We start from the raw sequence: 13159 nt of genomic DNA, 5'->3' as shown, positions 1-13159 counted from the left end.
TTTACATAGAGATAGTCATTATTAATTAAAAATAGCTACGAAAACTTGATGAATAACAAGATAAACCAAGTGAAAATAGCGGGTTTGCTAATAGACATAGGTATTGCAGAGTTCCTACTATCAATGCTAGTTGCTGAAGCCATTTACCCAGGGTACTCAGTATCGCGGAACTACATAAGCGACCTGGGTGTAGGCCCTACCGCAATAATATTCAACACATCAATAATAGTGATGGGACTCCTACTAATAATAGCCGCGGTACTCCTCTATAGGCTCAATAAGGTATTCGCAATAACAATAGCCCTAACGGGCATTGGAGCCGCGGGGGTGGCTTCGCCCCAGAGACCGTGCACCCATTCCACCTAATCTTCGCACTAATAGCCTTCCTATTCGCATCAGTATCATCATACCCAACAATAAAGCTCTCAAAAACTCCAGGCAAGATCTTATGGCCGATACTAGGCACCATGGCCTAATCGCCCTAATATTATACATAATGCACGTGTACCTAGCCTAGGCCCAGGCGGGATGGAAAGAATGATAGTATACCCAAACCTAGTCTGGGCACTGGCCTTCGCTGCAGAATTAATGAATCAGTAGTCGCAATAACTTAAATCAAAACCACTAAAAACTTAAAACCCCACAATAAACAGAGACCATGCCCCGGTAGCTCAGCCTGGTGGAGCGCTCGCTTGGTAAGCGAGAGGTCCCGGGTTCGAATCCCGCCGGGGCTCCAGTTATTTTTCCAATTCCTTCATATGTTCTGTAAAAATAATTCTAGGGTTACTTGGCAAAAATGAGAGGTCCTTGCATCACATATTCTTCTTTGGGTTTATATTGGCTTGTGTTTTCATTTCCTTGCGGTATGTTGCGATGCATAGTCATTTATTCAAGATATCATGTGTTCTTTGTTAAATGGTTCTTGGTCTCTTTTTCAATTAAACAATAACTTTTTATATTTCCTAATGTTGATTTTTACTGTGATGAATGCGCAGGGATTGAGCAGAGACGGGGCTCGCCGGGCTACCGTGTGACCAAGTTGCCGTACAGAGTTAAGGTTTACCTGAATAATCAAGTCTTGATCCCTGCAAGTTTGGTTAGAGTTCTGGGTATTTCTGGGCTTAAGTACGCGATCATCACCATTTCCTACAATGGCATCCCAATCACTATTAAGGGCGTTAAGTTACTGAGGACTAGGCACACGGACTCCAGGCAGTTCACGATACCGAGGGACGTCAGGGAGGCCTATGGCATAAGGCCTGGCGATGAGGTTGAGATAATGGACATAAAGCCCTTCAAGTTCTCTTAACCACAGAGCGGCCCGTTTATTATGAATTGTCTAATTAATACTGTCGTGTTTACGACATAATTGGCATACATCGTTATAAAAACGTTCTCGTAATACCTGTTATACATAGTAATTGATACCTGGTCCCTATTCGTTGTTAGGTCTATCATGTGCCCATTAATTTGTAGATACGCCAATGTGGTATTTAATTGTCTCAGGTATTCGGGACCTACCCACGAGTATGTTATTGTCATGTTGTATTGCCCTGGCAATAACGTTACATTTACCGTGAACCAAACACCAGGTGCTTCATTGGGTGTGTGAGCTATTTCCCCGTTTATTACCTGTCCATTAGTTATGGAAACCACGCTTGGCGTTATATTTAGAATTATTGGTTCACATATTATTGGCTTACCCGTGTAGTTTGCCCTTAAGACCAATAATGAATTCCCAATCACCATATAGACCCCGTAGCCCTCCATTAATGCCGTATTCACATACTCATTATATGGCGTACCCCACCAGGTAAACCAGGGACTATCCGGCTGGGCCACTATGTATTCGGGCTTAATCCATGGGTACCACTGCGTGTAGGCGTTTATGTTGTTTGAGAATGGTGGGTATAGGTTGTTCTGGACAAGCACTGTGGCGTTACTTGGTATTAACTTTAGTGCGGTCCAAATCTCGTAATCAGACTTAACCAATTGATACTGGAAGTGGATTAGCGGGCTAACGCCGAGAAACACTATCAGTGTTGATATTAGGACCAGCACAGCAAATTTCTTCTGTTGCTCGGTGGGTATTTTTGACGCGGCGATTAGCGATGCCATTACTATGAACGGTATTGAGAATGAACTGTACTGAAAGAATGGGCTGTAGTAAATGACGTCGCTGGTCAGGAAGGATGCCAGCGGCCACGCGAGTGATGGGAGGACCAGTGGGTCTAGGAAGGCTGTGAATGCCGTGGGTGCGTAAAGCTCCAGGAAGTATAGGAATTTCTCCGTACCATACACCGAGTACAGCCTCGGTATTAATAATGGGTCCTTAATGACTGAGATAAGGATGCCAAAGCTAAATGATGATGCGTATTGCTCGGGCAGTCCCGAGAGTGGCGAGGCCGTTGTTGGGCCGAGTGGGTTAAGTATTGCCTTTGTCCATAGGGCGATTAGTAGGATGGCAATTGATACGGCGATGGTTAAAACACCATGCGTTAGCTCACGCCTCTTCCTAATGTTTGTAATAACGTAGTACAGGCCAAGTAATGCCATGGGTATTGGTGCGAATTCGATTGTGCCAAGTGTGAGTAGCAGTGTTGGGTAGTAAATCCTCCATCTCCTCGTTATTAAGAAGTACGTTGAATACAGGGCTAGGGGCATGAATATAGCCTCCATGTGAAAGTCAAAGGAGTTAATGCCCTGGACCAGTGGGTTAATGAGGTAAATAATTGCGAAGAATGCCCCTAACCAATCCCTGCCCAGGTACTTACCTAGCCAATAAATCGGTAATGCCCCAAGGGCTATGAGTATTGTCTGAGCACAAGCAGCGTGGCTGGGCTTGGGTACGCAGCGTATATAGCAGGAATAGGAATAGCGTTGGTGAGAAGTGGACGTCCAGGAAGCTATAGCCTATTGGCCCTGGCTTGGGTATTATCGCCACGTCAACACTCTCATAAAGCAGCCTATGGTAATACAGCGTCGACGCCAGTGCCTGGGCGAAGATTCCGAGGTCTGCGGCGTGGGTGTGGAATGTTAAGTATTTCAATAATGTATAGTATGACATTAGCACAATATATGCCGCAACACTGAGGTAAACCACCAGACCACTAGCACTAACTAGTCTCCGCATTCACTGAGGACATGGTTAAGGACTTATTAAGTAATTACTTCATGAAATCAAGTATTGAGGGCCCACCACCCCTCTCGTACTTAACCTCCTGACAATCAATACTTATTGACCTTAACCCGTCACTACCGATCTCAAGTACTATCGGCTTCCAAATATTTGTAAATGCTGCATTAACTATATAGGAATTACCAGACCTAACGCACCTAACCACCGAGTTATGGGCATGGCCATGTATTGCAATCACATTATTGCCAAAGACCGTGCTCTCCAAATCCCTAACCCCAAGGCTCGGCCAAATTCTTGGGTCCTCACCCTGGAGTGTCTTAAATGTTGGTGCGTAGTGTATTAGTAGGATTGTTAATTCCCTCGATGAGTTAATGGTTTTCTTAAGCCAATCAACCCTACGCCTATACGTATCCGCTATGTGGGGTATGTGCCTCAACTGCCATGTTGTTGGCCTCTCCAGAGACCCCTTCGAACCAATTATCCTGAGCGTTACATCATTTATCGTTAACTTAATCACCTCATCATCAAGCCACTTAACGACATCGAGCTCCCTGGCCCTTGGCATGACCTCTTCATAATCCTCATTACCTGGTACTGCAATTATCGTATCGCTGAGCCTCCTTAATTCATTGATTAATATTTTCAATCCCTCAATCCTCCCCTCCTCCATCAAGTCACCCGCTATGAAAACAGCATCAAACCTGCCAAGCCCTTAACGGCCTCCCTAAACCTTGGGAAGTACTTCGGCGAGTGAATATCTGCAGTGGCGAGTACCCTAGCAACCATTCAATAAGTGATTAAGGCATATTTTATTAAATTACTTTTCCAGGTCTATGGTAAATGAATAGCGGCTTTGAATTACGGAGGTGCGACCCAGACAATGATATGGACATAATAGTGGGTCTCGAAAGAGAGATATTCAAGCTAAGTGAGCAGTACACCCTCGGCTTCATTAATTGGCTATGCAGAAACTGCACAAATTACTCCTACATAGCATTCATGGATGGTAAGCCCGTGGGCTACATAATATCGTGCATAGAGGGCCTTAGCAGAGGTCACGTAATATCAGTAGGGGTCCTAAAGGAGTACAGGAGGATGGGTATTGGCAACGCATTAATGTGCAGGTCAATATGCTCAATGGCTGAGAGGGGTATTGACCACGTGATACTCGAGGTCAGGGTATCAAACACACCAGCCATAACACTCTATAGGAAGCTCGGCTTTGACGTGCGCGACATATTAAGGAGCTACTACAATGACGGTGAGGATGCATATTTGATGATACTCGAGAATGATAAATTTAAGGCATTAATAAGTAAATGCTGCTCAGTAGCCAAACAATCTTCTTAAGTACGTCTGCATCCAACGATCCTTCTGCACAGTGTAATCCCTCTTAGGCTCAGGATCCTTACTCGGCTTTGGTGGTTGCTGTGTATAGTCAAAGCCGAATTGAACGCTAACGGTCTCCAACCTACCCTCAACATTACCAACATAAGCCCAACCAACAAATGCATACTGCACAGACACCCCCTCATTGCTGCCAAGTCCTCTAGGATCTTATTTGTTGCAAATAATGCACTTTCGAACGCGATCTCCTGGTTCTTTGGATATGGCAGTTTCGCCACATCACCAGCGGCGAGTACATCATCGAACTTAGGACTTCTCAGGTCTGTCGGCGACCTAACCTCAACCCAATCAGTGCCTAGGCCGGTATCCCTAATGAATGACGGGGCCCTGTTGGTTCAAGCATTGCCAGTAGGTCGTACCTATACCTCTCGCCGCTCCTTGTCACGACTTCCCTATCGTTCATTTCAATTATTTCCTGGTTAGTGATTAATTCAATGCCCGCCTTATCATAAATCACCTTAACAACGTCAGCTATTACAGGCGGTTGCGTCTTATCATTCGCATCAATGTGTATTATCCTAACCTTATCCCTAACACCTCTGTACTTGAGTATCGTATGAATAAGCAATGCCGTTTCCGTTGGTGCAGGGGCGCATCTATAAGGAGCCTTTGGTGCGTATACAACCACAGTGCCCTCATTCATGCTCCACACCCTATTTTTAAGCACATGAACCCTGCCTGGGTCGTAAACGTTCGCGTTCACGTACCAGTACTTATCATAGCCGTTTATTGACGAGCCGTCAAAGACCACGCCAGGCGCCAGTACCAGGTAATCATAGCCTATGCTCCTTACTTTATTGCCGAGTAGGGTTTCGGCGTAATTAACGACCCTATTGCCAGGGTCAATACTAACCACGTCACCCGTAACGACATTAACACCCTTCAACCCAACCTCCTCATAACCCCTGATGATCCTGCCATACTCCTCCTCGTTAGTCAGTAGTAATGGTCTCGTGGGTCCACCCACGTAGTGTCTATCCCTAGTTATCACCGTGACCTCGACTAAGTCCTTAGCCCTCTCAACCAGCGTATTCGCGATTGTTAACCCAGCAATCCCACCACCAACAATGACTACCTTCCTACGGGGCGTACTCATCAAGGCATGGCTAAGCCACGTGAATATAAAACAACGCCCTAAGTCAATGGCATTTAGAAGGGAGATACCAGTTCAGTTAAAATATCACTTCCTCGACCTTGAGACGATCAGTTTATTACCCACGGTATCAATAGTTAGTAAACCATCGTCAGTCAGCCAGGCAACGTATGAGAGCAGCGCGGAGCGGTTAAGTAGGTAATTATGTGGTGAATCAATGCTTATACCTAGCAACGAGAATATCTTCACAATTAAGTCCTCAAGCGCCACGGAATCATTAATGCTATTGAGGACAAGTTCCCTCAACCTATTTATTGCATTAATATTTTCATTAATTACGTTAATAGCATCCTGAGCTTCAGTATATCGCCGTGGGCCGGCACGACATATTCATATCTACTCACACCCTCAGAGAGCTTCCTAAGGCTTTTAAGCGCAAGACCAGCATTTAAGTGGTATGGCGCTCCATATTTTCGAATAACGTCTAATGGGAAGAATGCATCGGCCGTGAACAATACATTACCGTAGGATATCCCAGCCATGCCCATCGTATGCCCTGGTAGTGGTATTGCTTCAAATCCCACCTCCTTACGTATGTCATCCAAATCCCTAACCGGCACACCCTCAGCCTCGAGGAGCTTAGTCCTAAGTAACTTGGGTGGGAAGGAGCCGAAGAGGTAGAGTGGCTCAAGCACGGGCCTCTCTATGAAGGTTTATCCTCAGGTGTTGCGTAGACGGCGGCACCGCTCCTTTTAACGATTAATGCATTACCGCCGATGTGGTCTGCATGGTGGTGCGTATTGATTATGGCCCGAACCCTCAGGTTTAGGGGCTTAATGGCATTGAGTATTCTACGCCCTGAGTCCTCATCAATTCCCGTATCAACTATCACGCACTCATTATTGTCTATGACTAGTACACCGGCATTCGTCCTACCAGGTACTACGTATACGTTGTCTGAAAGTTTTTGTAGCCTCTGTGTCTGCATTACTGATAATGCACTGAATGGTTTTTAAGCAATTCAGCGTGCTTATTGGTTATGAGCAATTACCGAAGGTTAATTCATAAAATTCATAATTATAAGCTCTATGGTATTTCACGTTTAACGAGAGAGTCTTAATATTCTTTTGTTAATTTTCTAATAATTCTTATGCCTATTATGGCAGTAATGCGAGCGCTGCTGTTAGGGTTATTAGGGCTGCGGTTGTGAAGGCCCACTGCACGGTCATTGACGTTAAGGGCAATACTAGGAAGGCCCCTGTGAGTCTCCCAGACTCTCCCACAACGGCTTGTGGAGAATACCCCAGGTAATGCATCCCTCCTCCACCTGAGTTGTATGAATGTTGTTATGGCTGTACCGAACATGGCCATGAAGAACCAGCGGGTTAAGGCGAGGGCCCAGGCAATTATGGGATTACTTACAACACCCATTAATCCAGTGGCGGTAGCCATAACAATCACGGAGACGATGGCAATTATTAACTCACGCCCTAGTTTCAATAACCTACGGCCAAGGAGACCGCTGATTACACCACTTACTGGTGGTGCTGAATATATTAGGGCTAACTCGTAGGCGCTGCCCCTGGACCACATGGCCATGAGTGTTGGGGTTAGGCTATAGCTATGCCCAATAGAAATGAGATAAGGTAGACCAACCTAGCCTCGGAAAAGATGAGCCTCTCGCTTCCCTTATACTCAAACCGTGGGAGTAACATCGTCAGCAGGTAGAGGGGTATTGCTAGATAAAGCCAGGTGGGCTTAACAATCAGAGCCATCGCAACACCCACTAAGTCACCCAGCGAGCCCATGATAACCCTCTCCGAGTTTACACGACTAAGTCTCTCCTTATTAATTAGGCCTGGCAGCACTGAGGATATGTGGACGCTTAACATACCCATGAGTAGTGCTGCGATGAATAGTCGTAGATCGAGAAGGTTAATGATAAGAAATAAGGACGTAAAGGAGTAAAGAGCCCTGGCAACCCTGAATCAGCATAAAGGTGGCGAGATTTGATAGTGAGTAGGTAATTGTTAATAGGAATAACCTAAACCCACTGGTACCTGAGGTAAATAATGCCCATAAAAATATGTACGTAAATAAAAACCTACTCAAAAATGATAACAAATAGATTATAGCCATTACATCGTACCTCTCACTTACTGTTTGGTCACGAAAGGCCACAACTAAGAAGTGAATTAACTTTAAACTTTTTATTTAAGCATGATTAAGCGCCTGGCTTAGGTCGTTAATTATGTCCTCGGGGTCCTCAAGGCCAACACTTAGTCTCAGTAGGTTGTCCTTAATGCCCGCCCTGGCCCTATCCTCGGGGCTCCAATGCGCGTGTGTTGTGCTTGCTGGGTGTGTTATTATGCTCTCGGTGCCCCCGAAGCTTACGCTTGGTATTATCATTCTCACATGCTTATAAACGGCCATTGCCTCCTTTAGGCTGCCCTTTACCTCGAAACTCACAATACCACCGCAATTACTGAGTAGTTTCTTGGCTGTTTCGTACGTCTCGTGATTATCGAGGCATGGGTAGTAAACTCTCTCGATCTTTGGGTGATCCATTAGGAACTCGGCGACTGCCTGGCACTCTCCTCGTGGGTCCTCATCCTAATGTGTAGTGTTTTCAGTCCCCTATCGACTAAGAATGCGGTGAAGGGCTCCATGATTGTGCCCAGGAATCTTCTCCACTCCCAAACACCCTTAATTCTATCATCACTGCCGATTATGAAGCCAGCAACAACATCATTATGTCCACCAAGGTATTTAGTGGCACTGTGTATTACGAAATCAACGCCATGGTCTATCGGGGTTAACCCTATTGGTGTGGCTAGGGTGTTGTCGACGATCACGACGGCGCCAACCTCGTGGGAAGCCTTAACTATTTCAGGGATATCATAAACCCTGAGGAGTGGGTTCGAGACGGATTCAATGAATACTACATTGATCCCGCCCCTTAATGATTTAATTACGTTGTCGGTACCCGGGTCTGTAATCACAGTTCTAACGCCAAACTTACTCAACCTCTCCATGAGGACCAGCGTTGAGCCGTAGACGTCGAGGGGCATGAGCACGGTGGAGTCCCTGGAGAGCAGTGACATAATTAGTGTGGTTATTGCAGCCATACCACTGGAGGTCCCTAGAGCGTCCATGCCATGCTCGAGCTCGGCCACCTTGCTCTCCACGGCATGAACAGTCGGGTTATCCTCCCTACTATACTTAAGTGGTACTACGCCGTGTAAGGACGGCCTTTGCTCGGGCTCCCTATAGTCGAAGAGTGATGTTTGGTAGATGGGCTCGATTATGGAGCCAATGCCATCATTAACATGCCTAACACCGCCACGTACGCTCTTTGTGCCCTTCCCCACGGGGTTCATGAATTTTGACAGAGGTATTAAGTATTGCGTACCTACTCACTGATTTTTGACCTAATGCTCATTTCAATCTCCTGACTAATCTCACGTCCCCTCCTCGCGGTCTCCTCAATCATCCTCATAATCAAGCCCCTAAGACCACCCTCCTCGGCAACCCTGATACCCCTAATGGTGACACCGCCTGGTGTCGTAACCTCCTCAACGACCTCCCACGGCTTTCTAAACCTAAGTAATTCGGCACTCGTCTCTAGGGTACCCACGGCCAACTCCCAGGAGATGTCGGTCGGTACGCCAAGCAGGAGCCCAGCCTCCCAGAGAGCCTCGAGTATCAACGCCATGAAGGCAGGCCCTGAACCACTAATGGCCGTTATCGCATCCATATAACGCTCATTAACGACGATGCACCTACCCATGGAACCAAATAAGTCGCATGCCCTCTTAACATCATCATTGGACGTTCTCGAGCCAGGCGCAACGGCGGTCACGCCCCTCTCAATAACAATGCCTATATTCGGCATGGCCCTAATCACCTTAGAAGGCACAATACCCTCAATAACACTGGTGGTAACCCCAGCAACCACGGAAATGAGTAGCTGATCACTACTGAGGACGTTACGTATTGGCATCAAGGCATCGAGGACTTGATACGGCTTAACAGCCAGTATTACAATGTCTGCATCCTTAACAACCTCCGCATTGTTCGTGGACACAAACACGTCGGGTAATTCATGCCTAACCCTACTAACGCTCTCAACTCTCCTAACACTACCACTTATACTAGCAGGATCAACACCAGACTTTATTAGGGACTTGGCTATGGCGGTCCCTATTTTACCAAGCCCGATTATTGCGTACCTGGCAATAAAACCACCCAACGCCTTGCAATGAATTACCTATTTATAAGCATTGCGTGGGTTATAGATAATATAGATTGATCAGCCCGGTGATCCACTTCATCATATCCAACGGCTAGGATCTCATCACTAAAGCCTTAAAACTAAAGCCCACTTTAAACAATTATTGGTGATGAGGTTCAAGGGCCACGAGCGATGAGGATAAACGGCGGAGTACTGACCATTAAATATTAAATAATGCACGTTAAATAAACGCATCATGAACCAAGTGGTAATTACGGCATTACTAACACTGGGACTAATCATTGCATTGATGATTTACGAAATGCCATTCACGTACAGCAATGCCCACGTGGCAACTATGGAGTTGAACAATGACCCATTAATAATCGCCATATCAGACCTACACCTAGAATCAAATAGGAGAGACCTGGGCTGCATTGGTAATTACCTAAGGAGCTTAGGTAAGGATGGCATTTACCTTGTTATTAATGGAGACCTATTTGACAGAGCGCATGGGCAAGTACTAAGTCAGAACCATATTCATGAATTGATACATCGCCTAAACCTGGCGGGCATTAATGGATTGAGGGAGGTGATCTATGTGATAGCTATGTATGATCACGACCCGAGAATTAATCATAAGGAGGTTAGGTACGGTATTGATGGCGTTAGCGTTAGGGTAATTCATGGAGTAATGAAGCTGGTCATAGGCAGTAGGGCCTTCTGGTTCCTGCATGGCGATTACGTTGTTAAGAACGGATTAATTGCATCACTAATGAATAAACTACTTAATGGTTCATACGACAAGTTGGTTAGGTTCATACTGAGGGCTGGGAGGGATGATTGGGTCGTGATTGGGCACACGCATGTACCTAACATAAATAATGGACTACGCATAGCCAACATGGGTTCGTGGATAGACCGGTTCATAAACGCCACAGACACCGCAATAATGATTAATGGATTGGGTAACGTGGAACTAATAAGTATTAAGTGCAATTCCTAATCGCATCACGGCTAAGTGAAACCATAGATTTAAATTTAAGGATGTGAAGCATGACCCGTAGTGTCGCTGGCCGAGGAGATCAAGAGGGTTTTGCTGGAGAACCCAAATATCTTAGTTGAGGTTCTCGTTTCAAGGCCCGAGATTATTTACCAAGCCCTCGCCAAATTAACGCCATGGCAAAACCTAGCTACGAAGCACGATATCGAGGAATTGAGGAAGTACGTAGATGATAAATTCGAAGAATTAAGGAAGGAGGTACAGATGATTAAGGACACGATGGTTACTAAAAGGGATGTCGAGGAACTGAGGAGGTATGTTGATAGTCAGATTAAGTTCCTATCCATTAAACTTGATGCCCTTGGTGCCCGTTGGGGCGTGGTTAATGAGGACGCCTTTAGGGATGGCGTGAGGGAGATCCTTAGGGATGCAGACTACACAGTTGAGAAGTGGCTGTACTACGACGCAGACGGCTACGTCTATGGTACCCAAGCGAAATAGAGCTTGACGTAATTGTTAAGGATAATATCACCATGATTATGGAAATATCATCAGTAATAATGAGGAGTGACTTAATAATCATTAAGCGCAAGGCCGAGCTCTACATGAAGGCCACGGGCAAAACAGTTGATAGGGTACTGGCAATAACGCCATACATAGGCGATAAGAACCCTGACTACGTAAGGGTCATGGCGGAGAGGATGGGGATAAAGGTAATAACGCCAGAGGGCATGGCGGGGCAAGGGCAGTAATCATGGATTCTTAACCTCAGTAGTTAATAATCCAATATTAAAGAGATCCTTCGACCAGGGTCATAGTCATTAATGACTACAGTGTCTATTGTTTATCACGGTTCATTACCAGTCTTATGTGAATTAGGAAATCCAATAATCATGACAATCAGTTCATCACACTATTAGTGAACTGTACATAATTATACCTCCTCAATTAACGCTGTTAAAATATCCTACGGGTATGTCATATTAAACACAAGTATTGGAAATATAGCAATACCACTATCTAATTATAGCTAGTTTTTCTTCCCTGATTCCTAGGCATTATATAATGCTTAATTTAGAATTCCTAGCCTTTTACCATTGATATTAATTCATTAAACGCCGTTGTGTTGAAGTAATTCAGTGTGTAGTTTATTAGTTCAGATCTGCCTGCATAGTTGTATACGTGACTACGTTTGGTGATAACTTCGTTATTGCTGTCTCATTAAATATCGTAATGGCTGGCAAACCATTAGGTAATATGCATGTTAATGAGGTTAAAATAGCAATATTACGATAACCCTGTGCCGCACTTTGTGCTAAAGTTATGTTGCTAATTACCTGGAAGCAGTAGATTGTTTGGCCGCTCCATTTAGTGGTATTTACATAGTGAATATGCGTAATCACTGAGTAATTAGCGCTGTACCCGCTGGTGACTAGGTTGAATGTGGCATTGCCCAGCAACTCGTTAAACGGCATGAAAACCCTAAGCAGTGGGTATGTCCCAGGAGGGTAGCAATTGATGATTTCCTCACTACGGTTATTCACCATTGAGTATACTGCAAAGCACATGCTCGTTCCGTTAGTCCAATAAGCCGATTCCGCCGTGGGTAGAATGGGTATGTTAGAGGGCGTGCATGAAGTCTCCTCGGTGTTGATGAAGACCCTATCGCCATTAATTGACCCAATGCCATATTGCGTAGTTTCATTGCACTGCGCGGTTCGCTGATAGCCATAACTTGTTTTTATCGTCTCCATAAAGCTTCTATTATACGTTGCAGTGAAGGAGCCATTAATCAGTAGCTCCTTGAGATTATTAACGTAACTCATAGGCGATGCAGATTGCATTGATAATCTTAATACGGCAATTGCTACAGCTATGATAATCACGGTAATGACTAGTGCGGTTATCACAAATGCTCTTTTCATCACTAAGAATGCTTTTATTAATTTTATAAGCCTTTGTTATAAATCTTTGTCAATTTCATCACGGCACTATAGGAAATTCCTGGTTTAATATTTTTCGTAAATTCACACAACTTATATCTTTATTTCTATCCTTAATGATAGGTTTGGGCATTGATGATTCTTTGGAAAAGCATGGAAGTATGAGGTAATACTAAGTAATTCATAAGGATGATAGTCACCTAGGCTTAAATTATAACTTTAGGTATTATAGGTATTAATTGCTGTAATGCGAGTATTCCTGTCTATGCGTGACTGAAATAGAGTCCTGCGTGAGCGGGTGCGGGCGCGCGCATTGGGCTATGGCATAAATACTATATGT

The 13159-nt window shown here is 44.9% G+C and carries 14 protein-coding genes, 1 tRNA gene and 4 pseudogenes; 7 read left to right on the top strand and 12 right to left on the bottom strand.

The window, feature by feature from the left end:
• Positions 1-48 precede the first annotated feature (48 nt).
• The 3 genes and pseudogenes from JCM16159_RS19080 (at position 49) to JCM16159_RS07825 (ending at position 1309) form a co-directional block, all read left to right on the top strand.
• Positions 49-600 (top strand): annotated as a pseudogene (locus JCM16159_RS19080) (DUF998 domain-containing protein).
• Between the two features lie 60 nt (positions 601-660).
• Positions 661-736, top strand: a tRNA-Thr gene (locus tag JCM16159_RS07830).
• Positions 737-997: 261 nt separating this feature from the next.
• Complete coding sequence (locus JCM16159_RS07825; protein WP_054857468.1) at positions 998-1309, top strand: AbrB/MazE/SpoVT family DNA-binding domain-containing protein; 312 nt, start codon at positions 998-1000, stop codon at positions 1307-1309.
• Here the strand turns inward: JCM16159_RS07825 and JCM16159_RS07820 are convergent.
• From JCM16159_RS07820 to JCM16159_RS07815, 3 genes are read right to left on the bottom strand one after another with little or no spacing between them, the layout of a single operon-like run.
• A complete protein-coding gene (locus JCM16159_RS07820) occupies positions 1306-2766 on the bottom strand; it encodes a DUF2079 domain-containing protein (protein WP_243666410.1) in 1461 nt (486 codons plus the stop codon). The genes JCM16159_RS07825 and JCM16159_RS07820 overlap by 4 nt on opposite strands.
• A gap of 4 nt (positions 2767-2770) precedes the next feature.
• Positions 2771-3133 (bottom strand): hypothetical protein, encoded by a 363-nt coding sequence (locus tag JCM16159_RS16145; RefSeq protein ID WP_243666343.1) that lies wholly within the window; start codon positions 3131-3133, stop codon positions 2771-2773.
• 34 nt (positions 3134-3167) lie between these two features.
• Positions 3168-3809: a metallophosphoesterase gene (locus tag JCM16159_RS07815; RefSeq protein ID WP_243666342.1), complete on the bottom strand. Its 642-nt coding sequence runs from the start codon at positions 3807-3809 to the stop codon at positions 3168-3170.
• 170 nt (positions 3810-3979) lie between these two features.
• On the opposite strand from JCM16159_RS07815, the gene rimI reads away from it, so the two are divergent.
• Positions 3980-4489 (top strand): ribosomal protein S18-alanine N-acetyltransferase, encoded by a 510-nt coding sequence (rimI, locus tag JCM16159_RS07810; protein ID WP_054857467.1) that lies wholly within the window; start codon positions 3980-3982, stop codon positions 4487-4489.
• Here rimI and JCM16159_RS07805 read toward each other — a convergent pair.
• The 5 genes and pseudogenes from JCM16159_RS07805 to JCM16159_RS16135 all read right to left on the bottom strand — a co-directional run bounded on the left by JCM16159_RS07805 (position 4466) and on the right by JCM16159_RS16135 (position 6955).
• A pseudogene (locus JCM16159_RS07805) lies at positions 4466-5642 on the bottom strand (NAD(P)/FAD-dependent oxidoreductase). The gene rimI and the pseudogene JCM16159_RS07805 sit on opposite strands and share 24 nt — an antisense overlap.
• An 84-nt stretch (positions 5643-5726) precedes the next feature.
• Entirely contained in the window at positions 5727-5945 is a 219-nt protein-coding gene (locus tag JCM16159_RS16140; protein WP_243666341.1) for a hypothetical protein, read from the bottom strand.
• 29 nt (positions 5946-5974) lie between these two features.
• Positions 5975-6334, bottom strand: a complete 360-nt coding sequence (locus JCM16159_RS19075; RefSeq protein WP_367834393.1) for an MBL fold metallo-hydrolase — start codon at positions 6332-6334, stop codon at positions 5975-5977.
• A gap of 8 nt (positions 6335-6342) precedes the next feature.
• The gene (locus JCM16159_RS19070; protein WP_367834392.1) at positions 6343-6627 is read right to left on the bottom strand and encodes an MBL fold metallo-hydrolase; all 285 of its coding nucleotides are present in this window, start codon (positions 6625-6627) and stop codon (positions 6343-6345) included.
• 169 nt (positions 6628-6796) lie between these two features.
• Positions 6797-6955 (bottom strand): hypothetical protein, encoded by a 159-nt coding sequence (locus JCM16159_RS16135; RefSeq protein WP_243666340.1) that lies wholly within the window; start codon positions 6953-6955, stop codon positions 6797-6799.
• Between the two features lie 20 nt (positions 6956-6975).
• Here JCM16159_RS16135 and JCM16159_RS16130 point away from each other — a divergent pair, with 20 nt between their 5' ends.
• A complete protein-coding gene (locus JCM16159_RS16130) occupies positions 6976-7212 on the top strand; it encodes a hypothetical protein (protein ID WP_243666339.1) in 237 nt (78 codons plus the stop codon).
• Between the two features lie 37 nt (positions 7213-7249).
• On the opposite strand, the gene JCM16159_RS07790 is transcribed toward JCM16159_RS16130, so the two are convergent.
• The 3 genes and pseudogenes from JCM16159_RS07790 to proC form a co-directional block, all read right to left on the bottom strand.
• A complete protein-coding gene (locus tag JCM16159_RS07790; RefSeq protein ID WP_243666338.1) occupies positions 7250-7537 on the bottom strand; it encodes a hypothetical protein in 288 nt (95 codons plus the stop codon).
• Between the two features lie 316 nt (positions 7538-7853).
• A pseudogene (locus JCM16159_RS07780) lies at positions 7854-9019 on the bottom strand (PLP-dependent aspartate aminotransferase family protein).
• A gap of 32 nt (positions 9020-9051) precedes the next feature.
• Positions 9052-9891, bottom strand: coding sequence for a pyrroline-5-carboxylate reductase (gene proC, locus JCM16159_RS07775; RefSeq protein WP_054857462.1), 840 nt, complete (start codon positions 9889-9891; stop codon positions 9052-9054).
• A gap of 238 nt (positions 9892-10129) precedes the next feature.
• Here proC and JCM16159_RS07770 point away from each other — a divergent pair, with 238 nt between their 5' ends.
• Both JCM16159_RS07770 and JCM16159_RS07765 read left to right on the top strand, forming a co-directional pair.
• Entirely contained in the window at positions 10130-10879 is a 750-nt protein-coding gene (locus tag JCM16159_RS07770; RefSeq protein WP_054857461.1) for a hypothetical protein, read from the top strand.
• A 60-nt stretch (positions 10880-10939) separates the two neighbouring features.
• A pseudogene (locus JCM16159_RS07765) lies at positions 10940-11628 on the top strand (PD-(D/E)XK nuclease family protein).
• Positions 11629-12027: 399 nt separating this feature from the next.
• Here JCM16159_RS07765 and JCM16159_RS07760 read toward each other — a convergent pair.
• Positions 12028-12801 (bottom strand): hypothetical protein, encoded by a 774-nt coding sequence (locus JCM16159_RS07760; RefSeq protein ID WP_243666337.1) that lies wholly within the window; start codon positions 12799-12801, stop codon positions 12028-12030.
• Positions 12802-13159: the final 358 nt, after the last annotated feature.

This window comes from Vulcanisaeta sp. JCM 16159 (genome assembly GCF_001316265.1).
Lineage (GTDB): Archaea > Thermoproteota > Thermoprotei > Thermoproteales > Thermocladiaceae > Vulcanisaeta.
Note: the sequence above shows the minus strand (reverse complement) of the source record. Positions and strands in the feature narration are given on the sequence as shown.

Coding starts and splice junctions, on each gene's coding strand:
- JCM16159_RS16145 (WP_243666343.1), bottom strand. CDS start 3,133: ATGCGGAGACTAGTTAGTGCTAGTGGTCTGGTGGTTTACCTCAGTGTT.
- rimI (WP_054857467.1), top strand. CDS start 3,980: ATGAATAGCGGCTTTGAATTACGGAGGTGCGACCCAGACAATGATATG.
- JCM16159_RS07770 (WP_054857461.1), top strand. CDS start 10,130: ATGAACCAAGTGGTAATTACGGCATTACTAACACTGGGACTAATCATT.
- JCM16159_RS07790 (WP_243666338.1), bottom strand. CDS start 7,537: ATGGGTATGTTAAGCGTCCACATATCCTCAGTGCTGCCAGGCCTAATT.
- JCM16159_RS19070 (WP_367834392.1), bottom strand. CDS start 6,627: ATGCAGACACAGAGGCTACAAAAACTTTCAGACAACGTATACGTAGTA.
- JCM16159_RS07815 (WP_243666342.1), bottom strand. CDS start 3,809: ATGGAGGAGGGGAGGATTGAGGGATTGAAAATATTAATCAATGAATTA.
- JCM16159_RS16135 (WP_243666340.1), bottom strand. CDS start 6,955: ATGCATTACCTGGGGTATTCTCCACAAGCCGTTGTGGGAGAGTCTGGG.
- JCM16159_RS07760 (WP_243666337.1), bottom strand. CDS start 12,801: ATGAAAAGAGCATTTGTGATAACCGCACTAGTCATTACCGTGATTATC.
- JCM16159_RS16130 (WP_243666339.1), top strand. CDS start 6,976: ATGAATGTTGTTATGGCTGTACCGAACATGGCCATGAAGAACCAGCGG.